This is a genomic window from Thiobacillus sp. (genome assembly GCF_030696885.1).
Lineage (GTDB): Bacteria > Pseudomonadota > Gammaproteobacteria > Burkholderiales > Thiobacillaceae > Thiobacillus.
This window is the reverse complement of sequence record NZ_JAUYRI010000010.1, coordinates 1-15,872: the sequence shown is the minus strand read 5'-3', so window position 1 is coordinate 15,872 and position 15,872 is coordinate 1. Positions and strand designations below refer to the sequence as shown.

Genomic DNA, 15,872 nt, shown 5'->3' with positions numbered 1-15,872 from the left:
TTCGCGCCTGTTGCAGGCAGATCAATCACTTAACAACAATTAGGAGCACCCCATGCGCATCAAACCCATTCCCGCCCTGCTGCTCAGCCTGATGGTTTCCGGCACCGCCCAGGCCGCCGCGCCGCTCAGCTTCAGCAAAGTCTGGACTTACGCCAGCCCAGCGGCGGGATTCACCGCCGAGATTCCGGCGTTTGACGCCGTTACCGGTACTCTGTGGGTTGCGGGCGTGTCGGGCGTGTCGGTGCTCAACGCCACGACCGGCGGTCTGGTGCAGTTCATCGACACCACGGGCTTTGGCAGCATCAACGGCGTGGCGATTCACAATGGGCTCGCGGCGATGGCGTTCGAGTCGTCGCTGGACCGCACCGCGAATGGTCAGGTGATGTTGTTCGATACCACCAGCCGCGCGCTCGCCAGCGGTATCAATCAGATCAGTGTCGGCGCCCTGCCCGATATGGTGACCTTCACCCCCAACGGCAACACGCTGCTGGTGGCCAACGAAGCGACACCGACGATCTATGGCGGCTTCGATCCGGTGGGCAGCGTCAGCATCATCGATATGAACAGCCGCAGCGTCACCGCCACCGCAGGGTTTGCGGGTGTGCCCACCGCGGGCAGCGGCATCCGCAACCCGGGCATGGATTTCGAGCCGGAATACATTGCCGTGAATGCCGCCGGCACGCAGGCTTACGTGACCCTGCAGGAGCACAACGCCATCGGCGTGCTCGATCTCGGCACCCAGCAGTTCACCAGCGTGATCGGCCTCGGCACCAAGGATTTTTCGCTGCCCGGAAACGAAATCGATCCCAACCACAAGGATGGCAAGATCGAATTGCGTGCAGCCAATGTGAAGGGCTTTTATCAACCCGACGCCATCGCGGCGTATGAGGTGGGCGGACAGACTTATCTCGTCCGTGCCAACGAAGGCGACACGCGCGAAGACGACGGTGACAAGGAACGCCTGAAGGATGCCGCCTTGGGTGGGCCGGTCGATCTGAGAGAGCTGAACATTTCGACGATCGATTCGAGCGGCGGCGACCTCTACACCTTCGGCGGCCGTTCGTTCTCGATCAGCGATGCCAATGGCAATCTGATCTTCGACAGCGGCAACACACTCGATGCTGAAGCCATTGCACGGGGGATATACGACGACGGCCGCAGCGACGACAAGGGGGTGGAACCCGAAGGCGTGGAGCTGGCAATGATCGGCGGTCGCATGTATGCCTTTATCGGCCTGGAGCGCACCACCAAGGCTGCGGTGGCGGTCTACGACATCACCGATCCGGCCAATGCCAGCTTTATCGACATGATCGTGACCGACGGCGATGTGGCACCCGAAGGCCTCAAGAGCTTCAGCTTTGGCGGTCTGGACTACCTGGCGATTGCCAACGAAGTGTCCAACACCACCACGGTCTACCAGCTGGCAGCGGTGCCCGAACCCGAAACCTACGGCATGCTGCTGGCGGGACTGGGTCTGGTGGGCTTCATGGCACGGCGCAAGGCAATGCGCACCTGATCCGTTTGTCGTGCACGGAAAAGCCCGCCATGAGGCGGGTTTTTTCGTTCTGCCGGTGGCGTATTGCCCGGCAGTGGGGCGACGGCCGGCTGACCTGCATTTTCATTTTCCGGCTGAGGACAGGCTCTACGTCTTGCATCCGCCGGGCAGCCGACGCTTCACAGATCGATGCTCGCAATCTTCATCCAGTCGCCTTCGGCGCTGTCGGAAATCATGAATCCGCATCCTCTGACGAACTGGAGCATGTCGCGATTGCTCGCGAGGATGCGCCCGACCATTTTCTGCAAACCCTGGCCTTTCGCACACTCGAGGAGTGCGTGCATCAGTCGATGGCCGACGCCGTGGTGGCCCCATTTGTCGGCGACGACGATGACGAACTCGCAGCTGGAACGGTCGGGCTGGATCACGTAGCGCGCGGAGCCGACGACCTGCTCGCCGGTGTCTGCGGTCGTCAGCACGACGAGGTGCATGCCCTCGTCAGGGCGCAACGTGCAGACCTTCAGTGATTCATCCAACGCCGGGTCGTAGTCGCCCTGTCCGAAACGGAAATAGCGTGCCGAGACGGACAGGTTCCTGACGAACGCAATGAGGTTCTCGGCATCGGAGTCATTCAGTCGACGTAATGTCAGGACGGAACCGTCTTCCGCCTTCCAGACTTCAGGAAAAACCACGATTTTCTCCTCCTCACCGGGCTCGTCAGGGGTAACAAGCCTATCCCAATACTTTGAGCGGATGATGATCCTGACGAATTATCAGGGAAACCGAACCGGCACGCGCCGGCATGGCCCGATCGGGCCATGCCGGCGTCCATGCCCTGTCATTGCCGGTCCGCATAATCGGGCGCTTGCCAGATTTCGGTTGAAGACCCATGCGCGTCCTTGCTGTTGCGATTGCCCTGCTGCTCTCCCTGTTTTCCGCCACCAGCCACGCCTGGTGGAATGAGGACTGGAGCGCACGCAAGAAGATCACGCTGACCAACCCGGCCGGCGAGGTCGCCGATGCGCCGGTGCTGATCCGCCTGCATACCGGCAATTTCGATTTCCTGTCGGCCAACGAAGACGGCAGCGACCTGCGTGTGGTGGCGGGCGACGACGCCACCGAACTCAAGTTTCACATCGAGAAATGGGATGGCCTCAACCAGCTTGCGCTGGTCTGGGTGAAGGTGCCAAAACTGGCTGCCAGCACCGAGGCCTGGCTGTATTTCGGCAATGTCGAGGCGGTGCCGGCGTCCGATTCCAAGGGCAGCTATGACGCTGCCAGCGCGGTATTTCATTTCAACGAAGCCGGCGGCAATCCGGCGGATAGCGGGCCGAACCAACTCAACGCAACGGCGTTCAGCGGTGAGCGCGTGGCCGCTTCGTTCGCCAACGGCGGTGCCCGATTCAACGGGTCGCAAAGTCTGACGCTGCCGGCGATGAACGCGTCCGGTGCAGTGAGCGTGGCGATGTGGCTGAAGCCGGCCGCGCTCGACGGCACGCTAATGCAGGCAGGCGGGTTGAACGTGGCGCTGGCGGGCGGCACGGTGAACGTGCAGGCGGGCGCGGCGAGCGTCTCCGCCAGCGTACCGCTCACCACGGGCCAATGGCATCACCTGGCGATCACCGTGGACAGCACGCTCAAGGTTTATATCGACGGCCAGCTGGCGGGTGAAGCACCCGGTGCGGCCTTGCCTGCCGGGGCGCTGACCGTGGGTGCGGGCTACAGCGGCGAGCTGGATGAAGTGCAATTGAGCGGCGAGCTGCGTGACGCAGCCTGGATCGCGGTACTGGCTGCGCAAGGCCCGACGGGCGCGCTGGTGGCGCTGGGTGCAGACGAATTCAGTGAAGGGGGCGGCCATGGCGGCATCTGGGGCACCTTGTTTGGCGCGCTGACCGTGGATGGCTGGGCCGCGATCGGCATTCTGGCGGTGATGCTGGTGATCGCGTTGTGGATCATGTTCGTCAAGACCCTTTATGTGAATCGCGTAGACCAGGCCAACCGCCTGTTCATGAACAGGTTCCGCACACTGTCGACCGATCTGGGGGCGATCGACAAGGCGCACGGGATGGCAGACGAATTCAGGCATTCCTCGCTATACCGTCTCTACCACGTTGCCGCGGCCGAGCTGTCGCATCGTTTCAAGGATACCGACGCCGCGCACATGCCGGACAAGAACCTGTCGCCGCAATCGCTCGAAGCGATCCGCGCCAGTCTGGACACCGGGCTCGTAAAGGAAACCACGCGCCTGAACAAGCTGATGGTGCTGCTCACCATTGCCATTTCCGGCGGGCCGTTTATCGGGCTGCTGGGCACGGTGTTGGGGGTCATGATCACCTTTGCCGTCATTGCCGCGACCGGCGATGTCAACGTTGCCGCGATTGCGCCAGGCATTGCCGCGGCCTTGCTTGCGACCGCAGCGGGTATGGCCGTGGCGATCCCCGCGCTGTTTGGCTACAACTATCTGAATTCACGCATCAAGACCATGACTTCCGACATGCGTGTGTTCAACGACGAGTTGATTACCAAGCTGGCGGAAAACTACAGCCGTTGATCCAGCCCATGCCGCCTTGTGTGAATGTTTTGACGGAAGACCCCCATGCAGATCCAGGATGACAACGAGCCATACGACCAGATCAACGTGGTGCCGATGCTGGATCTTGCGTATGTGCTGCTGGTGATTTTCATCATCATGACGACCGCATCGGTGCAGGGCATTCAGGTCAATCTGCCGAAAGCGAGCAATACGCCCAGTCTCGCCAAGCCGCAGACCAAGGCGATCACGATCACCGAGGACGGACAGGTTTTTCTCGATACCTACCCGGTGTCGCTCGACGAATTGCGCACCCAGCTCAGTGCGCTGAAAGCCGCAAATCCCGATCTGCCGGTGGTGGTCAAGGGCGATACGGTGGTGCAGTACGGCAAGGTGATGGAAGTTCTCGACCTGCTGGGGCAGGTGGGGATCACGCAGATGGGTCTGGTGACCCAGAAGCTCGCGAAATAGACATGGAGGACGACCGCAAACCGGCCTGGATGCGCTGGGGTGGGGTGGCGGTGGGGCTGGTCGCCGCCGTGCTCATCGCGTTGTGGCTGAAAGACCTGCTGACGCCGAAAGGCCCGGTGCAAAAAATGAAAGTTCAGCAGATCACCCTGGTGCGTCCGCCGCCACCGCCGCCTCCACCGCCTGAGCAGAAGCCGCCCGAGCCGGAAATCGAGGAAGAGGTGAAGCTGGACGAACCGCAGCCGACGCCGGATGAGCCGCAGCAGGCCGATGCATCGCCACCGGACGGCATCGCCGAAGGTCCGGAGGGCGGCATGGCGACCGACATCGCACGCGGTGTTCCGACGTTGCCGGGTAGCGGTGGCAGAGGCAATCCCTGGGCGTGGTACGACGCCCTGGTGAACGATGCGGTGAACTCGGCAGTTCAGACCGCGCTTTCGCGCGAGAAGGCGCTGAAGAACAAGAACTACAAGGTGATTGTGAAGATATGGATCGACGGCGCCGGGCAGGTGACGCGCGCTGCCCTGGAGGACAGCACCGGCGATGCCCGGGCTGACGAGGTGCTGAAGGAAGCGTTGAAAGGGATGCGCGCCCTGCGCGACAGCCCGCCGGCAGACATGCCGCAACCGATGAAAATCCGCGTGACTTCACGCGCCTGAAAATGAGCATGAGAACGCTATGACGATACGAAAGAAAATGGTGGCGCTGGCCGTGGCGGCGGCGTGTTCGGGCAGCGCGCTGGCAGCGTCCGACGACGAGCGCGCGAAAGTCGAGATGCTGCACGAAACCACGCTGAGCCTGATTCAGTTGCTGGTCGAGCAGGGCGTGCTGAAGCAGGAAGCCGCCGATGCGATGCTGAAAAAGGCGCAGCAACAGGCCATCGAGAAAACAGCCCAGGCCCAGGCCGCCGAGGCGGAAACCGACAAGGGCGTGGTGCGCGTGACCTACATTCCCGAGCATGTGCGCAACGAAATCCGCGAGCAGATCCGTCAGGAAGTGGTGGCGCAGGCCAAGACCGAACGCTGGGGCGACGTCAATGCGGTGCCCGAATGGCTGGACCGCCTGAAATGGGAAGGCGACATCCGCCTGCGCTATCAGGCCGACCTGTTCAGCGACGGCAACGCGCCGCCCACTACATTCCAGACCATCGGCCAGGACATCGACAACACGCAGGAAGACCGTCACCGCGAGCGGATGCGCCTGCGGCTCGGCCTCAACGCCAACGTCGTGTCGGGTGTGGATGCGGGCATACGCATCACCACCGGCAATACGTCCGACCCGGTCTCCACCAACCAGACGCTCGGCACCACCGGCAACAAGTATTCGCTGGTGCTCGACCGTGCCTTTCTCAAGCTCACCCCGCTCGAGGGACTGAGCATCAGCGGCGGCCGCATTCCAAATCCCTTCTTCAGCACCGACCTGGTGTGGGACGGCGACCTCGGTTTCGAAGGCGTCGCCGCCACCTTTCGGCCTTGGCCGGATGCGGAGCGCGTCTGGCGGCCGTTCGTCACGGCGGGCATTTTCCCGCTACAGGAAATTGATGAAAACGGCATCGACGTGCGCGCCAAGGACAAGTGGCTGGTCGGGATCCAGGGCGGCGCCGAGTGGATGCCCAGCCAGACGACGCGAGTCAAGGCCGGCGCGAGCTACTACGATTACCGGAATATCGCGGGTATCCCCAACCCGCTGCTTGGCAACGTGTTCAATAACGCGACTGCGCCGCAATCGCGGCAAAAAGGCAACAGCCTCATCAATATCGACAACGACGGCAACACCAACACGAACCTGTGGGCGCTGGCGGCCGACTACCGCATCGCCAACCTGACCCTGGTGGCTGATTTTGCCCAGTTCGATCCCATCCATGTGATCGGCAGCGTCGACTGGGCGCGCAACGTCGGTTTCGACCGTGCCGAGATCCTGGCGCGCACCGGGCAGGATATCGAGCCTGAGACCGACGGCTACCAGGTCAAGCTCAGCGTTGGCTATCCTACTGTCAACGATTTCGAAAAATGGCAGGCCTTCGTCGGCTACCGTTACCTGGAACGCGACGCCGTGCTTGACGCCTTCACCGATTCCGATTTCCACCTCGGTGGCACCAATGCCAAGGGCTTTTTCGTCGGTGGCTCCTATGGCCTCTACAAGAACACCTGGCTATCGGCGCGCTGGATGTCGGCCGACGAGATCAGCGGCCTGCCGCTTTCCATCGACGTGTTCCAGCTTGATCTCAATGCCAAGTTCTAGAGTCATCTGCCTGCTGGCTGCGCTGATTTCCGCCCCGGTATGGGCGGATCAGCCCTGGGAGTCGAACGAACACAGCTGGCTGATCCGGCCGGACGCCCCCCCGCCCGCGAGCGCGCGGACCTTGCGACCGCCCGAGGCGTTCGCGCGCATCCAGGCCGACGGAAATGATGTCCAGCCCCAACCGGCGCAAGGCGATGCAGCCAGGCTGTTGGAAGCCGCCGCCCGGCAGGATGCGGATACGGTCAAGGCGATGCTCAAAAATGGCGTCAGCCCCAATGGGCGCGATTACTGGGGCGACAGTCCCTTGATGGCCGCGGTGCGCCACGACAATGTCGAACTGGTGCAGGTTCTGCTCGACGCCGGCGCGGACACCGAGGCCGTCTGGCGGGGATACACGCCGCTCGCGCTGGCAGCGATCAAGGGAAACCTGCCAGCGACCCGGATGTTGCTACGCGCCGGGGCGAACCCCGATCGCGCGAATGTAGAAGGCGATGCGCCCCTGCATGCTGCGATACGCAAGGGGCACGTGGGCGTCGTGAGCGCACTGGCGGCGTCGCATCCCGACTTCCGTCGCTACGATCGTGACGGCCGCACGCCGCTGGCGCTCGCGACCACGATGGGGCAATACGCCATCGCCGACACCCTCGTCGAGGCGGGTGCGCCGCTGGAAGCGGGCGACAAATATGCCCATACGCCGTTGTGGCTTGCCTATACCTACAGCGATTTCAAGATGGTGCATCTGTTGCTGAAACATGGCGCCGATACGGCCGGTCTGCCCGGCCCCCTGCCTGCGGAGGCGAACGAATGAAAACTTTTTCATTGCTGCTAACGATGATGGTGCTAGCGACCTCTCCATCCTGGGCGGCGAACGACAGCCGCGAGAAGGAGATGCTGCGCCGCATGCAGCAGCAGGTGCAGCAGATCGAGCAGGCGCGCGTGCAGGCCGAGCAGGAGAAAGCGGCGGCCCTGGCCGACAAGGAAACCGCAGAGCGCGAGCTGGAAAAATTCGGCGCCACCAAGCGCCAGCTTGCAGGGGAACGGGCGGCGCGCAGCCGGATGGAAGCCAAACTTGAAGCCGTGCAAACGGAGAACGATGCGTTGAAAACGCGTCTGGCCGACACCGAAAAACAGTTGGCCGACAGTATGGCCCTGCAGCAGGCCACTGCGCAGAGGCTTGCGCAGACGGAATCCGCCAAAAAGCACACGGAAAGCGAACTGTCGGGCATGGTGCGCGATCTGCAGTCTTGCCAGACGCACAACGGCAGCCTCTACACGCTGGGCCGCGAAATGATGCAGAAATACCGCGACAAGTCCTGCCAGGATGCGCTGGCGCAGGCCGAGCCCTTCACTGGTTTGAAAAAAGTCGAAGTGGAAAATCTGCTGGAAACCTGGCGCGACCGTCTCGATCGGGAAAAACTCAGCGCAAGCGGTAAACCCTGATTGGAGGGCATGGGCCGAACGGGCCATGCCTGGCGTGTCCGCACCGCAGAGAAAAGTCATCTTCCGCATGCAGAATGAGCCCAGCCCAAGTGGCTTGGGCAAGGCTTCATCCTCCGGTGGCACTTTGTTTGGCGGGGTTCTTTCCCCGCCATTCTTTTGGCCGTCATCCGGCCGCCGGCTCCCAATGTTGCAGCTTCAGCTGCAGCGTCTGCTGCCCATTGAATTCGTTCGGCATCAGCGCGTAGACGGCGTGGATGCGTGCCGGCAGCGGGTCCGAGTGAAAAAATCGCATGGCCTCGAATGCCGCGCCGTCGCGCCCGAGTTTCAGCTTGAGGTGCTTTTCGCCGACCACGCGTTGCGCCAGCACGTCAAAGGTGGCGGTGAACAGCGGAGCGGGGAAGCCCTGTCCCCACACTGCATGGTCGAGCTGCTCGGCAAGCGCATAGCTGTGGTCGGCGGGGTCGAGTTCGCCGTCGGTTTCGATCACCCCTTCCAGGTCGGCCGGATCGAGCAGCTCGCGTACCACTGCCTCGAAAGCCTGGCTGAATTCGTCCTGGCGACCGGCAGGCAGGCTGAGCCCGGCCGCCATCGCGTGGCCGCCAAATTTCAGAATCAGGCCGGGATGGCGCTTGTCGACCAGATCGAGCGCGTCGCGCAGGTGCAGGCCAGGAATTGAACGGCCGGAACCCTTGAGCTCACCCGCAAGGGGTAGGCCGGTGGGTCCCCGCTGCGGCTGCAGCGACCCTTCCGCTCCCCCACTTCCACTGTTGGCCAGCACGATGGTGGGGCGGTGGAATTTGTCTTTCAGCCGCGAGGCGAGGATGCCGATGACGCCGATGTGCCAGCCGGGCTGCCAGGCGGTGAGGCTGTGGCTGTCGGTGGGGCTGAAGTCGGCGAGGATGGCAAGCGCTTCGTCCAGCATGTCGGATTCGACGTCGCGCCGGGCGCGATTCAGCGTATCGAGCCGCTGCGCCAGCTGCTGCGCGGTGGCAGGCTCATCGGCCAGCAGGCATTCGATGCCGAGCGCCATGTCGTCAATGCGGCCGGCGGCATTGAGCCGTGGCCCCAGCATGAAACCGAGGTCGAACACCGTGGCGCGCGCAGGGTCGCGCGCGGCGGCGCGAAACAGGGCGTTGATGCCGGCGCTGGCCTTGCCGGCGCGCATGCGCGCCAGGCCCTGCGCCACCAGGGTGCGGTTGTTGGCGTCGAGCTTCACCACGTCGGCGACGGTGCCGAGCGCGACCAGGTCGAGCAGGCTGCGCAGGTCGGGTTCGACTTGTTCCGCATACGCGCCGCGCTGCCGCAGTTCGGCGCGCAGCGCCAGCAGCACGTAGAACATCACCCCCACCCCCGCCAGATTCTTCGACGCGAAGCCGCAGCCGGGCTGGTTCGGGTTGACGATGCAGGCGGCGTCCGGCAGCGCATCGCCCGGCAGGTGGTGATCGGTGACCAGGACCGGGATACCGAGCGCATTGGCCGCCGCCACGCCTTCGACTGCGGCAATGCCGTTGTCGACCGTGACCAGCAGATCGGGCTGCCGCGTCGCGGCGAGTTTGACGATGTCAGGGCTGAGGCCGTAGCCGTGCTCGAGCCGGTTGGGCACGATGAAATCGACCCGCGCGCCGAGCATACGCAAGCCGCGCACGCCGACCGCGCAGGCGGTGGCGCCGTCGGCGTCGTAATCGGCGACGATCAGCAGGCGCTGGTTGGCCGCAATGGCATCGGCCAGCAAGGCGGCGGCCCGCTCGATATGCAGCAGGCCGGCCGGCGGCAGCAGTTGCGGCAGGCGGTGCGCGATCTGGTCGGGGTGGCTGACGCCGCGCGCGGCATACAGGCGCGCCCAGGTCGGATCGATGCCAGCCTGCTGCAGCGCGGCGCAGGTGTCGGCAGGGCAGGGGCGGGTGGTGATTCGTGGCATGGGGCGATTGTATCCACCCCGCGCACAAGCCGGCATCAAGTTGTGGCGGCATGCACCGTAAGCAAGGCAGTCGCAGGCAGCCAACAGGGCAAGCTGAGTGTCCGCCTGGTGGTGAGCCTCCTGATCGAAATGGTGCGCGCGGCATTTTCCTGAACGCGCGCCCAGTTTAAGAATCTGGTGAATTGCCGATTCTTGCAGGCCGGCGCGCGGGGTACCATGCGCACATGAGTCATCTGCTTCCCCTCTCGCGCGTCGCCAAGCTGGTGGGCCAGCCGCGCCATACGCTGCAGGAAATGATCCGCAGCGGGTCGCTGGCGACCTTCGACGGCATGGTCGAGCTCGACGAACTGCTGCGCGCGTTTCCCGAAGTGAAATGGGACGACGACGCGGAATTCCGTCGGGTCACCGAAATCAAGGACAAGGCATTTGCCAAACGAGTGCGGGAGCGTGCGCTGCCGGATAAGGATGTGTTGGTGGCGCGATTGAACGAAATGGGTGACGAATACGCTGCGGCCAAGGCGCTGTTGCTGCACTACGGCAGCGTGATGACCTGGCTGGACGAAAAGATCGACGAACTCGAGGAAAATGCGAGCGTCGAAACCTACCATGCCCTGCATACGGTGCGCGCTTTCCTGCTGCGCAACCTGGCCGAGACGCCGCCGGACGCGGTGCAGGCGCAGGCGGTGATCTTGCAGGAAAGGATGCTTAAACTGATGTCAGCCCATGTCACCATCCAGCCGAGCGGCCACGAATTCTTTGTGGACGGCAACGACACGCTGCTGGAAGCCGCGCTGCGCAACGGGGTGTCGCTCAATTACGGCTGCAGCAACGGCAATTGCGGTGACTGCAAGGCGCGGCTGCTGTCGGGCGAGGTGAAGAAGGTTCACGCCTACGATTACGTGCTGAAGCAGGCCGAAAAAGACGCCGGCGTTATTCTGCTGTGCGCCCATGCGCCGGTGAACGATGTGGTGATCGAAGCCAACGTGGCGGGGGCGCGCGACATTCCGGTGCAGCAGCTCGCTGCCAGGGTCAAATCGGTGGAAGTGTTCAACCCGCAGATTGCCGCGTTGCATATTCTGGCGCCGCGCAGCCAGCGCCTGCGTTTTCTTGGCGGACAGAGCATCCAGCTCGGCTTCAATGGCGTCAGCGGACGCTATGCGATTGCCAGCTGTCCGTGCGAGGACCGCCACATCGAGGTGCAGGTACCGCGCCGGCCCGGCGATCCCTTCGCCGAGGTGCTGTTCGGGCAACTGAGCGCCAACGACACGATCGACGTGGAGGGTCCGTACGGCGAATTCGTGCTGGACGAGGATTCGCCGCGGCCGGTGATCTTCCTCGCTTTTGGCGCCGGCTTTGCGCCGATCAAGAGTCTGATCCAGCACGCCATGTCGCTGGAGATTGCCGAATCGATGGACCTGCACTGGCTGGCCGATGAGGCCGGGCACTATCAGGACAATCTGTGCCGCACCTGGACCGATGCACTGGACAACTTCAATTACGTGCCGCACCCGCCGACGGGGGATCTCGATGCGCTGCTGCAGCGCATCGTGACCGACTACCCCGACCTGCATCGCTTCGACGTCTATGCGGTGGGCACCGCGGCGCAGCTGGAGCAGGCGCACGCGCATTTCGTTCGCGAAGGCCTGCACGAGGCGCGCTGGTTTGCCGAGGTGCTGGGCAGCTGAATGCTGCGCGTTTTGCTCTATCTGTGGCCGCTGCCGGTGACCTTGCTGGGCATGCTGGCCGTGCTCGTTGCGCGCAGCAGCGGCGGCAGCGTGCAGCGGGTGGCGGGCGTGCTGGAGGCGGCAGGGGGCTGGCCGGGCCGCTGTCTGCGGCATGGCTTCCCGTTCAGCGGCTCGGTGGCGGCGATGACGCTGGGGCATGTAGTGCTCGGCGTGTCCCGCGAGGCGCTCGTCGCGACGCGTGCGCATGAGCGCGCGCATGTCAGGCAATTCGAGCGGTGGGGTGTGCTATTGCTGGTGCTGTATCCGCTGGCCGGACTGGCAGCGTGGCTGCGCGGTGGGCATCCGTATTTCGACAATGTGTTCGAGCGCGAGGCGCGGGCCGCAGCGGACGCTGCGCGTCACACGGGCGGGAGGGCCTGATCGCGCAGGACTTCACTCCACCGGGCGGTGGGAGATTTCACCGGGGTCGCCGGTCTCGGGATCGATCCAGTCAGAAATGCCCAGCTCGTCCTCGGCCTCTTCCACCGTTTCGCCGGGTTCGTAATCGCTGTCGGCGTTGTATTCCATGTCCTGCACCGCTTCCAGTAGGCTGGCAAAGGGACCGTATTCCACGCCGGTCTCGGCATCGATCCAGTAACAGCCATCCGGCCGCTCGACGATGCGGGTTTGATCATAATCTGCAGGGGTTTCGGGTATGGGGTGTTTCATCGCCTGTCCTCCATGTCTCCAACTATAGGCAGCATGACTTCGCACGGCAAGCCTAGAGCATCTGGGGGAGGAGCATCAGGCCAGAGAGTGACGCCAGCATGATCGCCAGGTGCGCCCAGCTCCACAGGCGAAAATGACGGACCAGCGCGGTGACCTCGCGGTTGGCGATCAGGAATGGGCGTCCGTGCGGCGGCTTGCGCAGCAGGCGGATGCCATCGGCGAGACGGATGTCGAGGTGGCTGCGGTCGACTTCGTCGGAGGCGGCCTTGCGCGCGACCTCCCATTCCTCCAGACTGATTTCGCCATCGCGGTTGCGGTCGAAGCGCGCAAGCAGCGTGGCCTTGTCGGCCTTCCATTCGGCGAGCAGCGTGGAGAGGTCAGCCTGCTTGTCGAGCACGGCATTGGGTCCGCCGAGCGTCACGTGTTCGCCGATGGCGTAGATCGTCTCGCCCTCGATCAGCGTCCATTCGGTCTTGCGAAAACCGCCCGCGGTCGACACCTGCTTGTGCGAAGTCATGATTTCCGCGTCTTCGGGGTCGACCAGCATCTGGCCGCTGCCGTCGTCCACGCCGAAGGTATCGTGCGAGACGCCGGACTCGACGTATTCCCAGCGGTCATCGTTTCTGCGCTCGATCCGGTAGCGGTACCACAGGCAGGGCAGGCCGCTGATCGGGCTGACCAGCGTCGCACCGGGCGGCTGCCTGCCGCGGCCGATAATCTCGATATAGCCCTGCGGCGCGGAGGTAATGCGCGAGGTGGGCGTGTCGGCGACAGTGCGGTAACGCTTGAGGTTGGCATACCACGCCCAGAAGCTGGTGAGCCCGACCAGCGAGAGGCTGATCTTCCACCCCAGCGGCGAATGCAGCTGAAAACCGAGCAGCAGGATGAGCAGGTTGCCGCCGCCCAGCGCGAAGTTGGCGTAATCGTGCCGCCCAGCCGCGACGAGGCCTCTGCGAAGCATCAGCTATTGAAGAGCTGCTTCAGATCGACATCCTTTTTCTCTTCGGCGGCAAAGCGCAGCAGCGGAAACTGGCGGAAGCCGAACAGACGCGCGACGACAGTATCGGGAAACTGCTCGACGCGCACATTATTGACGTTGACCGAGTCGTTGTAGAACTCGCGGCGGTCGGCAATGGCGTTTTCCAGCCCGGTGATGCGCGCCTGCAAATGCTTGAAGGTCTCATTGGTCTTCAGCTCGGGGTAGGCTTCGGCAACCGCAAACAGATTGCCCAGCCCCAGCCGCAGTGCACCTTCGGCCTGGCCCAATGCGGGGATGTCGTGCGAGGCGCGTGCGCTGGCCACCTGGCTGCGCGCCTGCATTACCTTCTCCAGCGTCTCCTGCTCGAACTGCATGTACTGCTTGCAGGTCTCGACCAGCTTGGGCAATTCGTCATGGCGCTGCTTGAGCAGCACGTCGATGTTCGACCACGCCTTGCCGACGGCGTGCTTCAGCGTCACCAGTTGGTTAAAGAGAAAGATGACAAAAACAGCGAGCAGTCCCAGGACGATAAAGAAAACCAGAAGACCGGACATGGTGCACTCCACAGAGGTTTGATCGCAGAAATAGCGGATGGGCGCAGCCTAACTTGAGTGCAGCGCCTTCAAATGCGTGCCGCGAGAATCGCTGCGATCTCGGCATCCTCGAGCCGGACCGGATTGGTTTTCATGCTGCTGCCGCGGCTGTTGGCGACGATGCGCGGAATGTCGGCAGGCGTCACGCCGTAATGTGCCAGCGTCGGCAGCCCGAGCGCGCGCGTCCAGGCGTCAAGCGTGTCGATCAGGACGGCGTATGCGGCCTCGCGATCCAGTTGGCCCTGCTTGCTGATCAGACGGCCCACCTGCGCATATTTTTCCAGCGCCGGATTTTCAGGATCACGCGTGTGCAATGCTTCGATATTGACGCGCGTGGCGGTTGCCACCAGCGTGCCGCAGGCCACGCCATGCGGAATCGGAAAAAACGCCCCCAGCGGCGCGGCGAGCCCGTGCACCGAACCCAGCCCCACCTGCGCCAGCGTGATGCCGGATACCAGTGCCGCATAGGCCATTCGCTCGCGTGCCGCGGCATCGCCGGCATCCGCATATAAAGCCAGCAGCCCGTCGCGCGCTGCCTTCATCCCGCCCCAGGCAAGCGAATCGGTCAGCGGCGCCGCACGGCTGGAAACATAGGATTCCAGTAACTGGGTCAGCGCATCCATGCCGTTTGCCGCAATCACCGCGGGTGGGCAGGTGGCCAGCAGATCCGGGTCGACCAGCGCCACTTCCGCCACCAGCTTTTCGTCGCGGAAGGATTTCTTGAAACCGTCCGGCCCCAACACGCTCAGCACCGCATTCTTGGTGGCTTCCGAGCCGGTACCGGCGGTAGTTGGCACCGCAATGAAGGGCGTTGCCGGTCCGTTGTAAGGCAACTCCGGCCCTACGCCCTCGAGATGATCCATCACCGAATTGCCTGGCCCCAGCAGGCCGGCAATCGCCTTGGCCGCATCCAGCGCGCTGCCGCCACCGATGCCGACGACGACATCGATCGCTTCTGTGCCGAGCACGCGTACCGCCTCGTCCACCATCTGCGGCGAAGGCTCACCCGGCACGGTCAGATGCAGCCATGAAATCCCCTGTGCCTTGAACCCCTCCGTCACGGCTGGCCAGAACGGCGAGTTTTTAAGTGAGCCGGCACCGGTCACCAATAGGGCATGGGCCCCGTAACTGCGCACGATGGCGGGCAACCGGGCCAGCGCACCCGAGCCAAACTCAATGCGTGGCAAACGCGAAAGGGCGAAATCAGCAATGCGCACAGGCGGCTTTCAAAATCACGATGACGCTGAATGGTAGCGAGTTTGCGAATGCCCTGTCTGCACAGGGCTGCTTAATTAATGAGCAGGCATTCCGGACTTGCTTCACCCGACGCGATCCGGGCAGGCTGGCACGCGTGCAGCCCGCATTTCTCAGCTGCTTGAAAACATTGAGAATATTGGTTTTCGGCCGCGCCGGCCTGTTTGATAAGTCGCGCAAGTGTTGACGGCGCGCGGCGCGCTTTGCTATAGTTCCGCTTCTCGATTGACGCAGTTTCATTGCGACAGGCGCGGGGTGGAGCAGTCTGGCAGCTCGTCGGGCTCATAACCCGAAGGTCGTAGGTTCAAATCCTGCCCCCGCAACCATTTCGAAAATCAGGTGTTGACGTTTTTTGCGAACTCCGTAGAATGCGCACCTCTCGAAACGGCAACGCAGTGAAAGCGAAGTCAATAAGAGATTGATCTTTAACAATTTACAGCCGATAGGTGTGGGTGTTGTTGCGGTAGCTGTTCTGGTTTCGGCCGGGGTAGCAACTAGCATAAATGCTCACACTTGAATGAAGCGATGCTATTAATTTGGTGTCGTGAGTTTGAGTTGAGC

15 protein-coding genes and 1 tRNA gene are annotated in these 15,872 nt (G+C 63.2%); 10 read left to right on the top strand and 6 right to left on the bottom strand.

Annotated features, from left to right (window positions below):
* Nucleotides 1–52 precede the first annotated feature (52 nt).
* The gene (locus tag Q8R61_RS04750) at nt 53–1,516 is read left to right on the top strand and encodes a choice-of-anchor I family protein (RefSeq protein ID WP_305534751.1); all 1,464 of its coding nucleotides are present in this window, start codon (nt 53–55) and stop codon (nt 1,514–1,516) included.
* Nucleotides 1,517–1,674: 158 nt separating this feature from the next.
* Here Q8R61_RS04750 and Q8R61_RS04745 read toward each other — a convergent pair whose 3' ends face one another.
* On the bottom strand, nt 1,675–2,187 hold the full coding sequence (locus Q8R61_RS04745) for a GNAT family N-acetyltransferase (RefSeq protein ID WP_305534749.1): 513 nt from the start codon (nt 2,185–2,187) through the stop codon (nt 1,675–1,677).
* Nucleotides 2,188–2,384: 197 nt separating this feature from the next.
* Here Q8R61_RS04745 and Q8R61_RS04740 point away from each other — a divergent pair, with 197 nt between their 5' ends.
* From Q8R61_RS04740 to Q8R61_RS04715, 6 genes are read left to right on the top strand one after another with little or no spacing between them, the layout of a single operon-like run.
* Nucleotides 2,385–4,046, top strand: a complete 1,662-nt coding sequence (locus tag Q8R61_RS04740) for a DUF2341 domain-containing protein (RefSeq protein ID WP_305534747.1) — start codon at nt 2,385–2,387, stop codon at nt 4,044–4,046.
* Nucleotides 4,047–4,091: 45 nt separating this feature from the next.
* On the top strand, nt 4,092–4,496 hold the full coding sequence (locus Q8R61_RS04735; protein ID WP_305534745.1) for a biopolymer transporter ExbD: 405 nt from the start codon (nt 4,092–4,094) through the stop codon (nt 4,494–4,496).
* A gap of 2 nt (nt 4,497–4,498) precedes the next feature.
* Complete coding sequence (locus tag Q8R61_RS04730) at nt 4,499–5,152, top strand: energy transducer TonB (protein WP_305534743.1); 654 nt, start codon at nt 4,499–4,501, stop codon at nt 5,150–5,152.
* 19 nt (nt 5,153–5,171) lie between these two features.
* Nucleotides 5,172–6,734 carry a putative porin gene (locus Q8R61_RS04725; protein WP_305534741.1) on the top strand — a complete coding sequence of 521 codons (1,563 nt, stop codon included), beginning with the start codon at nt 5,172–5,174 and terminating at the stop codon, nt 6,732–6,734.
* The gene (locus Q8R61_RS04720; protein WP_305534739.1) at nt 6,721–7,542 is read left to right on the top strand and encodes an ankyrin repeat domain-containing protein; all 822 of its coding nucleotides are present in this window, start codon (nt 6,721–6,723) and stop codon (nt 7,540–7,542) included. The genes Q8R61_RS04725 and Q8R61_RS04720 overlap by 14 nt, the downstream gene beginning before the upstream one ends.
* Nucleotides 7,539–8,174 (top strand): hypothetical protein, encoded by a 636-nt coding sequence (locus tag Q8R61_RS04715; protein ID WP_305534736.1) that lies wholly within the window; start codon nt 7,539–7,541, stop codon nt 8,172–8,174. Before Q8R61_RS04720 ends, Q8R61_RS04715 begins: the two co-directional genes overlap by 4 nt.
* Before the next feature lie 163 nt (nt 8,175–8,337).
* Here Q8R61_RS04715 and Q8R61_RS04710 read toward each other — a convergent pair whose 3' ends face one another.
* Nucleotides 8,338–10,092 carry a DHH family phosphoesterase gene (locus tag Q8R61_RS04710; protein WP_305534734.1) on the bottom strand — a complete coding sequence of 585 codons (1,755 nt, stop codon included), beginning with the start codon at nt 10,090–10,092 and terminating at the stop codon, nt 8,338–8,340.
* A gap of 224 nt (nt 10,093–10,316) precedes the next feature.
* Between Q8R61_RS04710 and Q8R61_RS04705 the strand changes: the two genes are divergently transcribed.
* Together Q8R61_RS04705 and Q8R61_RS04700 are read left to right on the top strand one after the other, a co-directional pair.
* Nucleotides 10,317–11,777 (top strand): 2Fe-2S iron-sulfur cluster-binding protein, encoded by a 1,461-nt coding sequence (locus tag Q8R61_RS04705; RefSeq protein WP_305534732.1) that lies wholly within the window; start codon nt 10,317–10,319, stop codon nt 11,775–11,777.
* The gene (locus Q8R61_RS04700; protein WP_305534731.1) at nt 11,778–12,197 is read left to right on the top strand and encodes a hypothetical protein; all 420 of its coding nucleotides are present in this window, start codon (nt 11,778–11,780) and stop codon (nt 12,195–12,197) included.
* 12 nt (nt 12,198–12,209) lie between these two features.
* On the opposite strand, the gene Q8R61_RS04695 is transcribed toward Q8R61_RS04700, so the two are convergent.
* The 4 genes from Q8R61_RS04695 to Q8R61_RS04680 form a co-directional block, all read right to left on the bottom strand.
* On the bottom strand, nt 12,210–12,485 hold the full coding sequence (locus tag Q8R61_RS04695; RefSeq protein WP_305534729.1) for a hypothetical protein: 276 nt from the start codon (nt 12,483–12,485) through the stop codon (nt 12,210–12,212).
* Between the two features lie 52 nt (nt 12,486–12,537).
* Nucleotides 12,538–13,446, bottom strand: coding sequence for a hypothetical protein (locus Q8R61_RS04690; protein ID WP_305534727.1), 909 nt, complete (start codon nt 13,444–13,446; stop codon nt 12,538–12,540).
* Complete coding sequence (locus tag Q8R61_RS04685) at nt 13,446–14,018, bottom strand: LemA family protein (protein ID WP_305534725.1); 573 nt, start codon at nt 14,016–14,018, stop codon at nt 13,446–13,448. Before Q8R61_RS04685 ends, Q8R61_RS04690 begins: the two co-directional genes overlap by 1 nt.
* 68 nt (nt 14,019–14,086) lie before the next feature.
* Complete coding sequence (locus Q8R61_RS04680; RefSeq protein ID WP_305534723.1) at nt 14,087–15,274, bottom strand: iron-containing alcohol dehydrogenase; 1,188 nt, start codon at nt 15,272–15,274, stop codon at nt 14,087–14,089.
* A 286-nt stretch (nt 15,275–15,560) separates the two neighbouring features.
* On the opposite strand from Q8R61_RS04680, the gene Q8R61_RS04675 reads away from it, so the two are divergent.
* Nucleotides 15,561–15,637 (top strand) — tRNA-Met (locus tag Q8R61_RS04675).
* Nucleotides 15,638–15,872 lie beyond the last annotated feature (235 nt).

Bases quoted from the DNA above. Each gene is read 5' to 3' on its own strand.
- Q8R61_RS04730 (WP_305534743.1), top strand. From the start codon at position 4,499: ATGGAGGACGACCGCAAACCGGCCTGGATGCGCTGGGGTGGGGTGGCG.
- Q8R61_RS04705 (WP_305534732.1), top strand. From the start codon at position 10,317: ATGAGTCATCTGCTTCCCCTCTCGCGCGTCGCCAAGCTGGTGGGCCAG.
- Q8R61_RS04690 (WP_305534727.1), bottom strand. From the start codon at position 13,446: ATGCTTCGCAGAGGCCTCGTCGCGGCTGGGCGGCACGATTACGCCAAC.
- Q8R61_RS04700 (WP_305534731.1), top strand. From the start codon at position 11,778: ATGCTGCGCGTTTTGCTCTATCTGTGGCCGCTGCCGGTGACCTTGCTG.
- Q8R61_RS04710 (WP_305534734.1), bottom strand. From the start codon at position 10,092: ATGCCACGAATCACCACCCGCCCCTGCCCTGCCGACACCTGCGCCGCG.
- Q8R61_RS04715 (WP_305534736.1), top strand. From the start codon at position 7,539: ATGAAAACTTTTTCATTGCTGCTAACGATGATGGTGCTAGCGACCTCT.
- Q8R61_RS04740 (WP_305534747.1), top strand. From the start codon at position 2,385: ATGCGCGTCCTTGCTGTTGCGATTGCCCTGCTGCTCTCCCTGTTTTCC.
- Q8R61_RS04695 (WP_305534729.1), bottom strand. From the start codon at position 12,485: ATGAAACACCCCATACCCGAAACCCCTGCAGATTATGATCAAACCCGC.
- Q8R61_RS04720 (WP_305534739.1), top strand. From the start codon at position 6,721: ATGCCAAGTTCTAGAGTCATCTGCCTGCTGGCTGCGCTGATTTCCGCC.
- Q8R61_RS04685 (WP_305534725.1), bottom strand. From the start codon at position 14,018: ATGTCCGGTCTTCTGGTTTTCTTTATCGTCCTGGGACTGCTCGCTGTT.
- Q8R61_RS04750 (WP_305534751.1), top strand. From the start codon at position 53: ATGCGCATCAAACCCATTCCCGCCCTGCTGCTCAGCCTGATGGTTTCC.
- Q8R61_RS04725 (WP_305534741.1), top strand. From the start codon at position 5,172: ATGACGATACGAAAGAAAATGGTGGCGCTGGCCGTGGCGGCGGCGTGT.
- Q8R61_RS04735 (WP_305534745.1), top strand. From the start codon at position 4,092: ATGCAGATCCAGGATGACAACGAGCCATACGACCAGATCAACGTGGTG.